This is a genomic window from Acinetobacter sp. ACIN00229, assembly GCF_016106645.1.
In the GTDB taxonomy this organism is placed as follows: Bacteria; Pseudomonadota; Gammaproteobacteria; order Pseudomonadales; family Moraxellaceae; genus Acinetobacter; species Acinetobacter oleivorans.
Map to the genome: position 1 here is coordinate 14,111 of NZ_JADWOM010000008.1, position 16,809 is coordinate 30,919.

The 16,809-nt window shown below is 37.2% G+C and carries 15 protein-coding genes and 1 pseudogene; 13 read left to right on the forward strand and 3 right to left on the reverse strand.

The genetic code is table 11. The features are described from left to right. The first annotated feature begins 69 nt into the window (after positions 1-69). Genes tssH through I7H67_RS08930 form a run of 6 tightly spaced genes read left to right on the forward strand, consistent with a single transcriptional unit; the run spans position 70 to position 7,669 of the window. Positions 70-2,751: a type VI secretion system ATPase TssH gene (gene tssH / locus I7H67_RS08905; RefSeq protein WP_198307622.1), complete on the forward strand. Its 2,682-nt coding sequence runs from the start codon at positions 70-72 to the stop codon at positions 2,749-2,751. Between the two features lie 21 nt (positions 2,752-2,772). After that, complete coding sequence (tssA, locus tag I7H67_RS08910; protein ID WP_174765447.1) at positions 2,773-3,867, forward strand: type VI secretion system protein TssA; 1,095 nt, start codon at positions 2,773-2,775, stop codon at positions 3,865-3,867. 16 nt (positions 3,868-3,883) lie between these two features. Next, positions 3,884-5,248 carry a type VI secretion system baseplate subunit TssK gene (gene tssK / locus I7H67_RS08915; protein ID WP_005304041.1) on the forward strand — a complete coding sequence of 455 codons (1,365 nt, stop codon included), beginning with the start codon at positions 3,884-3,886 and terminating at the stop codon, positions 5,246-5,248. Between the two features lie 17 nt (positions 5,249-5,265). Then, entirely contained in the window at positions 5,266-6,072 is an 807-nt protein-coding gene (icmH, locus tag I7H67_RS08920) for a type IVB secretion system protein IcmH/DotU (protein WP_004793176.1), read from the forward strand. Between the two features lie 12 nt (positions 6,073-6,084). After that, positions 6,085-6,708 (forward strand): hypothetical protein, encoded by a 624-nt coding sequence (locus I7H67_RS08925; protein WP_198307623.1) that lies wholly within the window; start codon positions 6,085-6,087, stop codon positions 6,706-6,708. Positions 6,709-6,715: 7 nt separating this feature from the next. Then, complete coding sequence (locus tag I7H67_RS08930; protein ID WP_005304046.1) at positions 6,716-7,669, forward strand: M15 family metallopeptidase; 954 nt, start codon at positions 6,716-6,718, stop codon at positions 7,667-7,669. On the opposite strand, the gene I7H67_RS08935 is transcribed toward I7H67_RS08930, so the two are convergent. Next, a complete protein-coding gene (locus I7H67_RS08935; protein WP_198307624.1) occupies positions 7,666-8,523 on the reverse strand; it encodes a LysR family transcriptional regulator in 858 nt (285 codons plus the stop codon). The two genes, I7H67_RS08930 and I7H67_RS08935, sit on opposite strands and share 4 nt — an antisense overlap. Before the next feature lie 147 nt (positions 8,524-8,670). Here I7H67_RS08935 and I7H67_RS08940 point away from each other — a divergent pair, with 147 nt between their 5' ends. From I7H67_RS08940 to I7H67_RS08955, 4 genes are all read left to right on the forward strand, one after another. Continuing rightward, positions 8,671-9,339 (forward strand): ankyrin repeat domain-containing protein, encoded by a 669-nt coding sequence (locus I7H67_RS08940; RefSeq protein WP_198307625.1) that lies wholly within the window; start codon positions 8,671-8,673, stop codon positions 9,337-9,339. Between the two features lie 16 nt (positions 9,340-9,355). Continuing rightward, the gene (locus I7H67_RS08945) at positions 9,356-9,838 is read left to right on the forward strand and encodes a nucleoside deaminase (RefSeq protein ID WP_005304055.1); all 483 of its coding nucleotides are present in this window, start codon (positions 9,356-9,358) and stop codon (positions 9,836-9,838) included. After that, positions 9,838-11,019 carry a cyanate transporter gene (locus I7H67_RS08950; RefSeq protein WP_198307626.1) on the forward strand — a complete coding sequence of 394 codons (1,182 nt, stop codon included), beginning with the start codon at positions 9,838-9,840 and terminating at the stop codon, positions 11,017-11,019. The genes I7H67_RS08945 and I7H67_RS08950 overlap by 1 nt, the downstream gene beginning before the upstream one ends. Positions 11,020-11,149: 130 nt before the next feature. Continuing rightward, positions 11,150-12,307, forward strand: coding sequence for a winged helix-turn-helix domain-containing protein (locus tag I7H67_RS08955; protein ID WP_198307627.1), 1,158 nt, complete (start codon positions 11,150-11,152; stop codon positions 12,305-12,307). 38 nt (positions 12,308-12,345) lie between these two features. Here I7H67_RS08955 and I7H67_RS08960 read toward each other — a convergent pair whose 3' ends face one another. Next, on the reverse strand, positions 12,346-12,801 hold the full coding sequence (locus I7H67_RS08960; protein ID WP_198307628.1) for a GNAT family N-acetyltransferase: 456 nt from the start codon (positions 12,799-12,801) through the stop codon (positions 12,346-12,348). Between the two features lie 111 nt (positions 12,802-12,912). On the opposite strand from I7H67_RS08960, the pseudogene I7H67_RS08965 reads away from it, so the two are divergent. After that, positions 12,913-14,393: pseudogene (locus I7H67_RS08965) on the forward strand (PLP-dependent aminotransferase family protein). Positions 14,394-14,670: 277 nt separating this feature from the next. On the opposite strand, the gene I7H67_RS08970 reads toward I7H67_RS08965, so the two are convergent. After that, a complete protein-coding gene (locus I7H67_RS08970; RefSeq protein ID WP_198307629.1) occupies positions 14,671-15,330 on the reverse strand; it encodes an epoxyqueuosine reductase QueH in 660 nt (219 codons plus the stop codon). 439 nt (positions 15,331-15,769) lie between these two features. Here I7H67_RS08970 and I7H67_RS08975 point away from each other — a divergent pair, with 439 nt between their 5' ends. After that, positions 15,770-16,063, forward strand: a complete 294-nt coding sequence (locus I7H67_RS08975; RefSeq protein ID WP_198307630.1) for a hypothetical protein — start codon at positions 15,770-15,772, stop codon at positions 16,061-16,063. Between the two features lie 199 nt (positions 16,064-16,262). Then, positions 16,263-16,730, forward strand: coding sequence for a redox-sensitive transcriptional activator SoxR (soxR, locus tag I7H67_RS08980; RefSeq protein ID WP_081402138.1), 468 nt, complete (start codon positions 16,263-16,265; stop codon positions 16,728-16,730). The last annotated feature ends 79 nt before the right edge of the window (positions 16,731-16,809 follow it).

A 16,809-nucleotide genomic window follows, 5' to 3' on the forward strand; every position in this document is an offset into this window, starting at 1 on the left:
AAGCTGAATTTTGTTAATATACAGGCATTATGATTTTAAGCATTAAATTATTTAAAAATATTGAGAGTAATGATGAGTAATTTAAAAATTTTAATTACAAAACTTTCTACAGTTGCGCGAACTGCTTTAGAAAAATCGGCTAATGCTTGTGTTATTCAACAAAATTATGAAATTGAAATTGAGCATTTATTCTTAGAGTTACTTAATCAATCTTTAGAGAATGATTTAAAGATTTTATTAAAGAAATATAAAATTTCATCTGAAGCTTTGGCTGATGATTTAAAAGAAACAATTTCTCAATTACCGAAAGGTAATTCAAGAACTCCTATTTTTGCTAAATCTATTGTTCGTTTGTTTGAACAAGCATGGTTATTGGCTTCGGCTGAGCAAAATCCAGTTATTCGCAGTGGTCATTTATTAGTTGCTTTATTAACTGCGCCTGATTTATATCAAATTGCGACTCGTGCTTCGAGTTTATTTGATCTCTTACCAATTGATTCAATGAAACATAAGTTTCTTGAAATTTGTGAGAAGAGTGTTGAACAACAAGATGAAACAAAAACATCTTCTGGTGAAGCTGAACCAATAAATGCGACTGTAGCAAATACCAAAACTGCTAAAACACCAGCACTTGATCAATATACGATTAATCTCACTGAAAAAGCGAAAAAAGGCGGTATAGATCCAGTTATTGGGCGTGAATATGAAATTCGCCTAATGCTCGATATTTTAATGCGTAGACGCCAAAACAACCCAATCTTAACTGGAGAGCCAGGCGTTGGTAAAACAGCTGTGGTCGAAGGTTTAGCTTTAAAAATTGCTCGAGGTTTAGTACCAAACGCCCTTAAAAATGTCCATTTACATGTGCTTGATATGGGACTTTTACAGGCAGGTGCAAGTGTTAAAGGCGAATTTGAAAATCGTTTAAAGCAAGTGATTCAAGAGGTTCAAGCTTCAGCTCACCCTATTATCTTATTTATTGATGAAGCGCATACTTTAATTGGTGCAGGTGGACAAGCTGGACAAAATGATGCTGCAAATCTTTTAAAACCAGCACTTGCACGTGGTGAATTGCGTACGATTGCTGCGACAACTTGGGCAGAATACAAACAATATTTTGAAAAAGATGCTGCATTGAGCCGACGTTTTCAGGTGGTAAAAGTAGAAGAGCCAACCGAAGAAGTTGCGGTAGATATGTTGCGCGCGATGATTCCTGTCATGCAGCAGCATTTTAAATTACAAATTGATGATGAGGCGATTGTTACAGCAGTTCACTCTTCACATCGATATATTAGTGGTCGTCAACTTCCGGATAAAGCAGTTAGTGTTCTTGATACGGCAGCAGCACGTGTTGCGTTGACCCAAAATGCTCAACCTGTAAAGCTTGATCAGTTAAAGGCTCAAGAGCATAATTTAAAGCTTGAACAGCAAATTTTAGAAAACGAACATCGTCAAATTCCAATTCATCATGAACGATTAGAAACTTTAAAAGCTAATTTAGAATCTTTGCAAAAAGAGATTCATGAAACTGAAGAGCAATGGAAAAAAGAATTAGAACTTGTTCATAAAATTCAGGAATTAGAAGCACAGAATCATTCTAATGAATCTGAAGCTTATGATCAGATTAATTTACTGCGTAAAGATCTTGCTGAAATTCAAGGTCAGCAACCATTAGTATTTGAAAGAGTAAATTCTCAAATCATTAATGAAATTATTTCTGATTGGACCGGAATTCCTGTTGGAAAAATGGTTAATGATGAAATTAAGCAGATATTAACGCTTGAAGATAAATTGGGCGAGCGTGTAATGGGGCAAGATTACGCGCTTACACAATTAGTTCAGGGTATTAAAACTTCAAAAGCAAGACTTGAAGATCCTAATAAGCCACAAGGTGTATTTCTTTTGGTCGGGCCAAGTGGTGTAGGTAAAACTGAAACTGCATTAACGTTGGCAAATGAATTATATGGTGGTGAGCAGCATTTAATCACCATTAATATGTCTGAATATCAAGAAGCACATACTGTATCTTCGCTTAAAGGTGCACCTCCTGGATATGTGGGATATGGTCAAGGTGGGGTTTTAACAGAAGCTGTTCGCCGCAACCCTTACAGTGTTGTGTTGCTTGATGAAATTGAAAAAGCCCATAGTGATGTTCAGGAACTGTTCTATCAAGTATTTGATAAAGGTACTTTAGAAGATGGTGAAGGACGAGTAATTGACTTTAAAAACACCACTATTTTGTTGACTTCAAATGCTGGCTCAAGCGCGATTATGCAAGCGTGCTTAAATACGCCAGTAGAAGACTGGCCGACAGCTGAAGAGTTGATTGAACATTTAAAACCAAGTTTATATAAGCAATTTAAGCCTGCATTTTTAGGCCGAATGAGAGTTGTGCCATATTTCCCATTGCATGACGATCTACTTGTACGAATTATTAAACATAAGTTAGGCAAGATCACAGCAAGAATTGAAAAACAATACGGTACACATGTCCAGTATTCTGAAGATTTGGTAGAGCTGCTTTTAAGTCGCTGTACAGAAGTCGATAGTGGTGCACGTAATGTTGATAATATTTTAAATTCTACGGTGTTACCTGCATTGGCTACAGAAATTTTAGTGGCTTTAGCAGAGCAAAAGTTGCCAAAAGTTATCATGATTGATGCTAAAGATGACGAAATTCAATATTTACTAGATCCAGTTGCGAAAGCTGCTAAAAAAAGGACCAGTAAAAAGTTGAAGTCAGAAGTTTAAATTGAATAGAGCTAAAATTAGATGAATATTGATATTTCTGAACTCCTTGAACCCATTAGCGATAGCTTACCTTGTGGTGATGACTTTTCATTTTCTAATGAATTTCATGAAATCAAAAAGGCGAAAACACAAGATGATCTATTGCTAGATCAAGGCGATTGGGTTGCTGAGCGAAAACAAGCCGACTGGGATTTTGTATCAAATAAAACGAGTGTTTTGCTAAAAGAGAATACTAAAGATATTCGTCTATTAACTTGGCTCTTAGAAGCTTGGACTCATCTTTATGGTTTTGAGGGTATGGCGAAAGGCTTAACTTTAAGCCATACCATGCTTAATCAATACTGGCAGGAAATTCATCCTGTTATTGAAGATGATGACTTAGATCAACGCATTGGTTTATTACAGGGTTTAATTAATCAGTTGCCTGGCTTGTTGAAGAAAGTCTCTTTAACCAATACAGTGCCTTATTACAATTTGCTTGATTACGATAATTTTCTATATCACGAGAACATTCGTCGTAAGCAAACTGAAGAGTACGATAGTCAGTCGGGACCATCGGAGTTAGAACAGTTCGATCAAGCTATTTTTAATACGTCTAAAACTTTTCAATATTCTAATTATCAAGATTTTAGCTCAGTCTTAACCGAGTGGGATGTTTTAAAGCAAACCCTTGACCATTTAATGGGACTCGACTCACCAAGTTTTGGTGCAATTGATTCAGCATTTGAAACCATTCACAGCACATTACGCAAGATTTATAAAGCAGAAGCTTTTGGTACTGGACTTACGCCAGTCCAAGAGCAGGCGACTGTCATCACGAGTTCATCTATGGAAAATCAAGTGCCTGTACAAGTTGTTTCAGATCAGCCTGCTTTTCAGCCTCAAGCTCAAACACACTTGGCGAACCGTGAGCAAGCAATGAAAGTGCTGCAAGAAATTGCGGATTACTTTCAGGCAAACGAGCCTCATAGTCCTGTGAGTTATATGCTTCAAAAAACCATTAAATGGAGTCAAATGCCGTTACATGAATGGCTAGCACAAGTCATTAAAGATGAGCATCCATTACAAATGGTTCAGGAAATGTTAGGTGTGCAGCCTAAAAATGAATACGAATAAAGATTGGTAAAGACATATGTTTAAAGCTGAAAAAGTCCTGTGGGGCGAAGGTTTATTTTTAAGACCTCAACATTTCCAAATTCAAGATACCTATCATGAACAGCGTTTGAACCATACGGTTCGTGCGGTCGTACCTTTTTCATATGGTATTCAGAAATTAAGTTTCGATGAGGCCCAATTGAGCACCCATATTCTTGCTCTTGAGTCTGTAGAGATGATCTGGCAAGACGGTGAAATTTATCAGGCACCTGCATATGATTTATTGCCTGAGCCAATTTTATTGGATGATCTTAATTTACGTGGTGAGATGCTAATTTATTTAGCATTGCCACTTTTACAAGCAAATAAGCAAAATCTAATTGATCAAAACCAAGCACAAAAGGGCAGATATCAATCACATCTTGTCGAAACGCATGATCTATTTACGAATGCTACTGAAGCAGATATTAGTTTGCTACGTCGCCGTGCTGTTTTTAAATTATTGGATGTACATAGTAATCCAGACCATAATCTGGATGGTTTCTTATATCTGCCTATTGGAAAGATTAAACGTCAAAGTTCGGGTGCTTTTGAAATTGACCGAAAGTTTATTCCACCAATTTTGCATGTGGATGCATCTGAAACACTCATTTCAAATTTAAAAAGAACACTGAACGTTATTAAGGCAAAAATTAAGACGATTCAAACCAATAACCGAGAAAATGAACAGAAATTAATTGAATTCCGTTCTGGTGATATCGTTTCGTTCTGGTTAGTAAATGCGTTAAATACAGCTCATGCTGGTCTAAATCATTTTGTGCAATATCCACAAATTCATCCAGAGCGTTTGTTCTTCGAATTATTGCGTTTAGCAGGTTCATTATTAACATTCTCGACGGCATATGATGTCGATCAGTTGCCTGCCTATAAACACCATAACTTACAAGAAAGTTTTTCGCAGTTAGACACGATTCTACGTGATTTGCTCGATACGATTATTTCGAGTCGATACATCAGCATTGCGCTTAAAGAAATCCGACCTTCATATTGGGTGGGAAGTCTTGAGACCGATAAGATTACTCGAGACACTCGACTTTATATTGCTGTATCAAGTAGCGCAATGCAGACACATGAGTTAATCCAGATTGTGCCTTTACGATTCAAGATCGGTAGCACTTTAGATGTAGAACAACGTGTAGTTGCTGCATTACCTGCGATTCCATTGCATCACTTAATTCAAGTTCCAACAGCAATACCAGTACGTTCTGGTGTGAGCTATTTCGAGATTGAACCACATCATGAGCTTTATCAGCGCATGTTAGATTCAGAAACGATTTGTATTTATGTTCCGGCTGGTTTCCAAGATATCAGTATTGAATTGATTGCGGTCATGAACGCTTAAGAGTAAAGGAGAGAAAAATGTCACAATCCACAGGTGCTCCTTCTTTATTTGATGATGGGCAAATTGGAACGGGCGGGAACAATAATAGCCAGTCTCAAGCAAAACTACAGGCAATCAATCTTATTGATTTATTGCATGACGGCTTTTATTTGGTTTTCTTGATTCGAAATCAGTATGTGCCAGCAGATGCTCAACAGTTTCGTGAAAAAATCTTAAATTTACTCAATCAATTTGAGCAACAAGCCAAAAAGTTACAATTTTCAGCCGATGATATTCATGATGCTAAATATGCATTTTGTGCTTTGATTGATGAAACGATCGTAACGCAACAAGACCCAAGTTATTTTAATTTGCAAAATGCTTGGTTAATTAGCCCGTTACAATTGAGCTTGTTTGGTTCTCAGTTAGCGGGTTATCGCTTCTTTGAAATATTGGAACAATTACGTAGCCGTGGAAAAGAGCGTCTAGCTGCTTTAGAAGTATTTCATTACTGCCTTTTATTAGGTTTTCAGGGTAAGTACCGAATCGAATCTACGGAAAGTCTCAACCATTTAGTATCAAGAGTCGGTGACGAAATTGACTATTTGAAAGGGAAAAAAGTTGCCTTTTCGCCGTTCTCGGCCATTCCCGATCAGATACGAAATATTATTCATCGCGAAGTACCTTTCTTTTGGATTTTGATCTTTTTATTGATTTTTGCATTGCTTACCTTTGCAGGGCTAAGATTTATGCTGAATAATCAAAATGATAAAGCATTATCTAATTATCAAAATGTGATTTCTGCTCCTCAAGAGCAAGCACATATTACAATTTATTTACCTTGATGATGGTACGAAATGGCTCAGGAAAAACCAACTTCTATTCGAGTTTTACAATCGAATAAAAAAAAGCCGAAATCACCAATACTTTATATTGTCATTGGTGTTATTGCCGGGGTGTTTGTCAGCATCTCGCTATTCCTGTTCTTGTCTCAACCGCATTCGTCAGAATCAACAGCAATTGAGAGTAAATCAACAGAAGAACAGATTTTAAATCAAGAAACTGCTCATTCTTCTGATGAACAAAATCAGATTGCTGTCAGTCAAGACAATGAAACAGATTCAATGAGCCGTGATGGCTTTGAACAACCTAAAGATAATGAATTAAGTAATATCTTTAAACCTGCTCAGCATAAGCCAGCTACTGTCAATCAACAGCGAGTTTCTCCATTTGACGAACAGCTTACGGGTGAAAAGAAAGTTCAGGTTGTGCCTCAACTACAGACGGGTGCAGCTAAAACGACTCAACCGAAGGTACAGCCAACTCAGCAAAAGCCAGTGACCAAAACGCCGCAGCAACAAGTGGCACAGGCTAAACCTTTTGTTGAGAATAAAGCTCCAGCTGAACCCGAAGCTGAGGTTGAACTACCTAAAGCATCGGTAGATATTAAAATTACACGAAGTCCTTTTGCTGTGAATTAATGAACAAATGATGATTTTTCTCATTTTCTTTTGCTTTACATGCTTAGCAATTGGTTTAGCGTTTTTAATGTCTTATGAGCTAAGGACGAGAAGCAAAGATTTTGTTTTGTCATTACTGCCGCAAGGCCGTAAACAGCTTAATCAGGTTAGACAATTTGCTCAAACAATGAATCAGGCGGCTGCGCCTGAAAAGTTGCAATCCCATTGGCATTTGCAGCAGTGGTGGATTGTTATTGCAGGCTTTTTCTTGTTTGCCAGCATTTTAGTGTTTGCTTTTACTCGGCCTATTAGCTCAACTCGAATTGAAGCTGAATATCTCAAAAAAACAGATCCTCAAATCTACGCGCTTTTGAACGGTGAAATACTATCGCCACCACCAGAAGTGGATGAAAGCCTAATTGAAGCCGCAATTGTAGAGGCTACACAATTAGAGCAACAATATTCTGCTCAAAATAGTGGAACCATTAATTCTTCACCTATTGATAATACGAGTTTTGATGGGCGAGCTATTTTAGATACCAGTTTAGTAGATCGTAAATGGAGCAAAATGAACCCGCGTTATAAGCAGCGTTTACTCATGGTTTTTAAAATCATGAAAGAACAATATGGCTATGAGTTGGTTCTATTAGAGGGATATCGTAGTCCTGTGCGTCAGAATATGTTGGCAGGTAATCCGAACACGACAAAAGCAAAAGGGTATCAGAGTTATCATCAGTTTGGTCTGGCAGCAGATGTCGCCTTTAAACGAAATGGAAAAGTGGTTATTTCTGAAAGAGACCCTTGGGCTATGCAAGGCTATCGTTTATATGGGCAAGTTGCTGAATCGGTTGGGCTTACATGGGGTGGACGTTGGAAATCTATTCAAGATTATGGCCATACCGAGTTCCGTATGCCGGGCTTAAGAAAAACACAGGAAATGGCAGAAAAACTGATTGCTGAAAGTTTGAATGAAGTAAGTTAAACACTTATTGACGATTGAAAACGTTCTTGTAAAACAGTTGTCATCTTGTCTACAAGCTGGGAAATGATCCCAGCTTTTTCCCATGTATAAATTGAAACAACCATAGGGGGGACAGTCCCTAATGAATCATATCGACGTACTCGACGTCCGCGGGTTGTTGCCACAGGCAATAAAGATAATCCTAAGCCAGTTTCAACACTAACTAACACGCTTTCTAGGCTACTACCCGTAAAAGCAATATACCAACGTCGCCGTTCGCGCTCTAAGGTTGCGAACATCTCATCCCGATAAAGTCCGCCTTGAGGAAAGGTCACTAAACTCATGGGATCAGACCATGTAGTTGTTGAATTCTCGCTTTCAAACCATGCCATTTCTTCTGGGAATGTAGCGTGGTGATCAGCACTGGCAGCAGGTTCTTTGACAATAATAATATCGAATTCACCATTCCTATAACGTTCTGTTAAGTTGCGACTCAAGCCAGAGGTTACGTCTAAACGAATGGTACGATGCTCTTTGGCAAATATACCAAAAACTTCAGCCATTGCTGGACTCATCATATCTTCTGGTAAACCAATACGGATAGGAATACTTCCTGCCGGATCTTTAAGCAGTGCTTCAGCTTCTTCTTGAAGGGTTAAAATCCTTTGAGCATAACCAATCAGATATTCTCCAGATACCGTCAATTTAAAAGGTCGTGCTGTTCGATCTATAAGCGCATGTCCCACTGATTCTTCAAGTCGCGCTAACTGCTGACTAATTGTTGATTGAGTCAGGTGTAATCGATCGGCAGCTGCGGTAAAACTGCCGGTTTCAAAAATAGTGACGAAAGCACGTAAAAGGCGAGGATCAAACATTATTAGGTACTGCCACGCTTAAAAGCTGATAAAAAAGTATTCATAATCTTAATAGTATCGATTAAATAATTTAATTTCCAAATACTTTTGGTGAAGCTTATTCTAATTGCAAAATGTTTTGCCATAAATTTCTATTGGGAGGCCACCATGCGTAAGTCACTGATATGGATGAATCTGATTGTCGCACTGGGGACTTTAGGTTTTACAAATATGACGAATGCAATGGGTGATTATCCTTTACATCAGGCAGTGATAAATAATGACACTCAATCTATCAAACAGATTTTATCGCAAAAGACTTTAATTGATGAGCGAGATGAAACTGGTTCAACTGCTTTGATGGTCGCAACAAGAGCAAATAATGTACATGCTGCCCATATGCTGATAGAGGCTGGCGCTGATGTAAATGTAAAAGACAATATTCAAGACAGTCCATACTTATATGCTGGTGCACAGGGATATTTAAAAATTCTAAGAATGACACTCATGCATGGTGCGGATTTAAAAAGTATTAACCGTTACGGTGGGACTGCGCTCATTCCAGCAGCGGAACGAGGCCATGTCGAAACAGTTCGTACATTAATTGCCGCTGGTGTAGATGTTAATCATGTCAATAATTTGGGGTGGACGGCATTACTTGAGGCCATCATTTTGGGAAATGGAGAACCTAAATATCAACACATTGTAGAGCTTTTATTGAAAGCAGGTGCTGATCCGAACTTGGCAGATAAAGACGGGATAACTCCCTTACAACATGCGCGTTCAAGAGAATACCGCGAAATTGAAAGAAGACTTCTTGCAGCTGGTGCAAAATAGAAAGTGAGAGTATGTGATGGAAAAAGGTGAACAGTTTTTACGTAATGCGATTGAGCTTGCCTATAACAATATTGAAAAAGGTGGCAGGCCATTTGGCGCTGTGATTGTAAAGAATGGAGAAGTTATTGCTTCAGGCGTAAATCAGATTCTGACAACGAATGACCCAACTGCACATGCTGAATTATTGGCGATTCGTGCAGCCAGTCAAATTTTAGGATCTGCCAACCTAGAAGGCTGCTCTGTGTATGCAAGTGGTCATCCATGTCCAATGTGTATGGCAGCAATGCGTTTAGCCGGTATAAAGTCAGTTAGCTATGCTTATTCTAATGAAGACGGAACACCATTTGGTCTGTCTACAGCCGAAATATATATTGAGCTTGCCAAGCCGTTTGCTGAGCAATCAATGAAAATTCAATATATACCGATCAGAGTTGAAAACCGCACTGATCTTTATGCGCATTGGAAGAATTATCAAACCAATCATTCAGGCTCAGAATAATGAAGCAGTCTGGCGTCTTTTTGACTCGTCCCATGCTTGTTGTAACGGTAGCTTTGGTGGGCCTTAATTTAAGACCATTTATCACAAGTATTGGACCATTGATTGCCAATATTCGTACAGCCACTGGCTTAAGCTTAGAAGGGGTGGCACTGCTCACTTTGCTACCGATGATGCTTATGGGAATCGTTGCATTTGTTGGGCCAATATTGCAAAACTTTGTCGGTGAAAGAAGGGCTATTCTTGGTGCATTGCTGACCATTTGTGCGGGGTGTACTTTCCGATTTTTATTTCCTACTGCCGAAGGATTAATTCTTAGTGCCATAGTGATTGGATTCGGAGTCGCGATGATACAAGCGGCATTTCCCGGCATGATCAAAAGAGAATTTAGCCAACATATTGGTCCGATGATGGGGCTTTACTCAGCCATGCTTATGGGCGGTGGTGCCTTAGGAGCATGGTTAGCGCCTGTAGTTTCAAATATAACGGGTTTATGGTTTGTTGGACTGGCTTTTTTTGCAGTCCCAGCTTTGTTTGCATTTATACTGGCGCTGGCTTTTTTACCTACAAAAGCTAGCTCATCTATTCATCGTGCGCCTGTAAGAAAATTATTAAACCAACCTCGAACTTGGTTATTAATGGCTTGCTTTGGGCTTGTAAATGGTGGCTATTCATCAGTCGTGGCTTGGTTAGCACCTTCTTTTCAAGATCAGGGTTGGAGCGCAGCACAAAGTGGGAAATTACTTGCTCTTCTGGCCTTAAGCCAAGCAGCTTCAGCACTCATTTTGCCTGTTTTAGCTAGGAAATATAAAGACCGACGTCCATGGCTATGGTTTACGTTAGCAATGCAAATGGTTGGTTTTTCAGGAATAGCTTTTATACCTGAGTTTGCCGCTATGCTTTGGGCAATTTGTTTAGGCGTTGGCTTAGGAGGATGTTTTGCATTAATGCTTATAGTTGCATTAGATCATTTTGATGAACCCATTCATGCAGGTGCGTTATCTGCACTGATGCAAGGCGGTGGTTTTTTACTGGCAGCAATCCCGCCGTGGATTATTGCAATTTTGCATGATTTTACTGGGGCTTACAAAGCAGGATGGCTTTTTCACTTAGCCAGTGTGGCATTGGTTATTATTTTGGTGATTAGATTGGCTCCTAAAAGTTATTTAAAAATGAGTCTGTAAAATGTTGAGTTGGCCGAGATTCTTTTTATAAAGAATTACTGATGCTAAAGCACAAGCAAATTAGGAAATAGTGATAGGATAGAACTGAAATTTTTCCGCTTCTAAATGAATATAACAATATTTGATTTCTATGACTTCTTCTTTAAAACAGCTCACTTTATTTAATCAGGGCTTAGGAAAAACCAGTCGATTTCCAAAAGGTGTGGATGGCACTTTACAGGCGATTGAGCATTTAGGATATGTACAGATTGATACCATATCGGTTGTAGAGCGAGCTCATCACCATATATTGTGGAGCCGAGTGCCAGACTATGATTTAAATCATTTAAATAGTTTGGTTCGTGAGCGCCAGATTTTTGAATATTGGTATCATGCTGCATCTTATCTTCCTATGAAAGATTATCGCTATGCGTTGCCTGCCATGATGTCTGTCAGGAACGGAGAAAGTCGTTATTTCAATAGAGGTGATCAGCACCTTATGAATGAGATATTGGTGCGTGTTCGTGCCGAAGGTAAAATTCGACTGCGTGACATTGATAAGAATAATAAAAAGAGTTTGGGAAACTGGTGGAATACCGGACCAGGCCGCCGTGCTTTTGAGCAGTTATATATGCAGGGTGACTTGATGATCTGTGAGCGTAACGGCATGGAAAAAGTCTATGATTTGACCGAACGCTGCCTACCTGAAAATATTGATTTAAGAATGCCCACGCTTTATGAATATGCGCAGTATTTATTTAATAATACGCTTCGAGCACATGGAGCATTTACATGGAAACAATTAGTTCATTTAAAGAAAAATGATTTAAAAGAGGCTATGCGTGTTGTGCTAAAAGAGCAGATTGATGCTGGTGTTGTATCAGTGGTTAAACTTGCCGATGGTCAAACCCTATATGTGGATGTAGCTGCAATAGAACAAAAAGTGGAGACTGATTTTGGTTTAAAAATACTTTCGCCTTTTGATAACTCGCTTATTCATCGTGACCGCTTAACTTCTTTATTTGAGTTTGATTATCGAATCGAATGCTATGTAACAGCAGCCAAACGGGTATATGGTTATTTTTGTTTACCTATTCTTTATCAAGATGAGTTAGTAGGTCGACTAGATTGTAAAGCTCATCGGTCTATCAAAGAATTAGAAGTGATTAGCCTGCATCTAGAAAAAACAATCAAAGATAAAGAGCATTTCTTTTTTGGACTAGATCAAGAGCTCAAACGTTTCGCAGCATTTAACCAATGTTTAACTGTTAATGACAAAGTGATTAAGCTTATTCGTACTAAAATTTAAACACCAAAAGCACTCCAGCTTTTGGTGTTTTTACTTCTTTAGTTCAAGGACATACGATATTCAATAATCCCTGGTTTTTGTGCAATCCAGTCATAAAGCTTTTGTGCTGTTAAATTGGTTTCTTGAGTATGCCAATATAAACGGTCACAGTTGTGTTCAATTGCTTGCTTCTGCACATATTCAATAAGTTGCTTACCAATGTGCTGTCCACGAACTTCAGGTGAAACATAGAGGTCTTCTAAATAACAATAATTATTTTCTGCCCATGTTGAACGATGAATAACATAATGCACAATTCCCAAAACTTGCTCACCTTGTTTGGCAATAGCACAATAAATGGGTTCATTTTCATCGAAAAAGCGTTCCCAAGTCACTTTTGTGACATGAAGAGGTAAATTTACCTGATAAAAATTTTGATAAGCAAGCCAATATTTTTCCCATTGTGAATAGTCCTGCTGTTGAACTGGGATGATTTGAATAGCTTGATTTTGCATAATAATTACACTCTATTTTAAAGTAATGAAAAATGGACAACTAGAGTGTAGTTTTGATAGTGGTATTTTTATAAGGTACACTTTTGATATTTTTTACAGTACCAGTTTGTTATGGCAGCTTCGATTTCGGCATCTTTCCCACATTTGATTTTGCCAAAAGGTCAGATTAAAGATGGGCTATATTCGGCTTTGCGTGATGCTATTTTAGATGGAAGACTTTCTGCTGGAACAAAATTACCCTCAAGTCGTGCCCTAGCAGAGATGATGTCAATTTCAAGAAACTCTGTATTGGCAGCTCTTGAACGATTACTTGATGAGGGATATTTATTTACCAAACCAAGTTCGGGTACCTATGTTGCTGAGGTTGTGCCAGATCAGTTAATACATGTTCAAGAAAATTCAAAAAAAACGTCTAAAAATAATCATCAATCGTTAAATATTAATCCGAATATTGAAGCTTTATTGGATTCATGGCGAGAGCAGTCGTGGTCAAGTCAAAATAAAAAAATGTTCCATGTAGGTGTAGGTTGTGTTGATTTATTTCCTCATCAACTTTGGGGAAAGTTATTAAATCAAGCTTGGCGGCAGTCGTATTATCAGCTTGGTCAATTTCACGACCCGCGTGGTTATCTACCTCTACGTCAGGCAATTTGTGAATATGTCCGCTCCACCCGAGGGCTGAACTGCAACGAAGAGCAAATTATTATCGTAAATGGGACACAGCAAGCTATTCATTTAACGGCCTATGCTTTACTTCAAGCAAATGATGAGGTGTGTTTAGATGAACCAGGGTATGACGCTGCTTTTAATATTTTCAGAAGTTTTGGTGCACAGGTAAATTTAATTGAAAGTGATGAAGAGGGAATGCAAGTCTCTGACATTATTCATCGTTATTCAAAAAGCAAACTGGTCTATACAGCGCCTTCACATCAGTTTCCTGTAGGTGGGACCTTAAGTCTCACGCGCCGTTTTTCGTTACTTGATTGGGCATCTCAACAAGGGAAGTGGATTTTTGAAGATGACTATAATAGTGAATTTCGCTACGGCACACATCCTATTCAAGCTCTACAAGGTTTAGATCAGCAGCAAAGAGTCATTTACTCTGGTACTTTTACCAAAATGATGTTTCCAGAGTTTCGGTTAGGATTCATGGTTGTGCCTGAAGCATTGATCGAAACGTTTAGTGCAGCCAAATACTATACCGATGTTCGAAGTTCTTATTTAGAGCAAGTGGCTTTGTCTCAATTTATACAAAAAGGCCACTATGCTCGGCGCATGTACGCAAAGTTCGAAAAGCTTGCTATGAGCGCCAACAAGCATTGATTAAAGCTATTGATGAGCATCTTTCAGATGTGCTTAGTGTTCAACCCACAGATTCAGGTATCCATGCAGTGTGTTGGTTAAAAGGTAAGTGGACAGAGCAAGAATTTATTGATCAGTGTTCAGCTCTAAACTTGGCTGTTCAGCCATTATCAAGATATTGTCAGATGCCAAACAAAAAGGGCGCGGTACTTTTTGGCTATGCGGCCCACACACCTAATGAAATTATTGAAAACATTCAAAAAATTGCACAATATTTACAAGAAAAGTAATAGCCTAAGTTTTGTTATTTAGATAAATTTAATCATTCTTTAAATGCTTAAATACGAATTTCTATGATGATCAATTGGTTATATGAAAATAGAGATATTATTAAAATTTTTAAAAATTAATTTTAATTAATATTATTTTAAGCTAGCACAATTAATCTAACTACATCAAAGCTTATTTAGTACACCTTTTGGCCACATTCTCCAGATGTGGCCGTTTTTTTATCAAAAATAAATATAGTTCGGAATAGCTTAATTAACTCTTAAAGAGAAATAAAAATTAATCTTCTTCCATGGCATTACTATAAAACTTAACACCCAGTTTAATACGATCACGCCCATTACCCATACGCCAGCGATTAGTATCTCTTAAAGAATATACACAGCCACAATATTCTTGTTGATAAAACTCTTCTCGTTTACTGATTTCAATCATACGGCTTGAGCCACCGTTTTTACGCCAGTTGTAATCCCAGTATTGAATTTCAGGATAGTGCGCAGCAGCACGAATTCCGCAGTCATTGATTTGCGCCATATTTTTCCAGCGAGAAATTCCGAGTGAACTACTGATGAGACTAAAGCCGTGTTCATATGCGTAAAGGGCAGTTCGTTCAAATCGCATATCGAAACACATGGTGCAACGAATACCACGTTCGGGTTCATCTTCCATACCTTTTGCTCGAGCAAACCAATTGTCAGTGTCATAGTCTGCATCAATAAACGGAATATTATGCTTTTCGGCAAAACGAATATTTTCTTCTTTACGGATGAGATATTCTTTTACTGGATGAATATTAGGATTATAAAAAAATATTGAAAATTTAATTTCTGATTCGATCAATGCTTCCATAACTTCTCCTGAACAAGGAGCACAACAGGAATGAAGTAATAATTGATCATGTCCAGATGGGAGTTCTAATTTTAAACGTTGAGTTGACATAATAAAAAAATTAAATTGTAATGCAATTCATTATATATTTGTTTTTTATATAATGTGAAATGAATTATTTTCAATTTTACTGTGAAATTAATTTAATGTTATCTATTAATATTTTTAATACTAAACTAAATATAATTAAATAAATATTGTGCCAAATATTGAGGTCATCTTTATAATTAATCTTAAAGTTATTGTTAAATATACTATATGTTTAAATAAATTATGGATGAATTTTATATGTTAAAAAATAATAAACCTTAAATATTTTTTGATAAGTGATTGATGTATCTGAATATAATTTTAAGTTTTTATTGTGATATGTGTCACAAATAAACCTTATTTTTTCAATTAAAGTATTTCTTTAGATTTATATCTTTAATAAATTTATACTATAAAATTCAGTGTGTTTTTTTAATTTAAGCGTGTGATAATTTGAGATATGAAAGATTGGCAATGTAAGTATTGTAATGGTTACATTATGGTTAATCATTCAAAGATTAGCGTAGGAGAAAAAGTTTACTTTTTGGTATATAAATTTGATGCAAAGAATGAAAGGAAAAAATTCTATAAAAAGGGAATTGTGATTGGACGTCACGATAATATACTTCACATTGAATCACGAAAAAAAACTTATAAGATTGAGCAGATCAAAGTCTATCCATTAGGTGCACCAATGCCTTTCGTTTACAACATGTTTTGGATTTGTGGATGTCCGTGTACTCTACAAAACTAATTTTTTAAATTTAACTGATAGCAAGTTATTTTATAAATAGAACTGGATTAATCATCAGATTCATTTTTTTGTCTTTTGCTTTTACAGATAAGAACTATAGCTTGATAAAAGCGGCACATACATATAACAAAACCCGTGTTATTTATTTGACAAAACGAAGACGTACTCTTATAAACCTCAAGTAAAGTTGAGGTCAATTGTGATGAGTGAAAATAAAAAAGCAGACCCTAGTCGCGTTTTGACTGTGGGTGAAGTTGCAAAAAGGAGCGGGGTTCCTGTTTCAACCCTTCATTTTTATGAAGCAAAAGGCCTTATAAAAAGTATAAGAACGAATGGTAATCAACGTCGCTATCCCTTAATTATTTTAAGATATATTGCGATTATTAAAGTTGCTCAAAGAGTAGGTATTCCTTTAAATGAGATTAAAGAAGCTTTGAGTCAGTATCCGATTGGTAGCAAATTAACAGCTAAGCAATGGAGGGATTTATCGAGTCATTGGCGAGAAAATTTGGATGATCGAATTCAAAAGTTAACTCGGTTAAGAGATGAGATGGACTGGTGCATTGGCTGCGGTTGTTTATCGTTAGAGCAATGTCCATTAAGAAATCCTGAGGATATTTTAGGACAAGACGGATCAGGGGCCCGAATTTTAGAAAGACCTGAATAGAATAGTTCAAAAATGGCTTTTAATTGGGAATATCTTAATTTCCAATAAATTAAATTTATTTTGCTATAACATTCAAGTG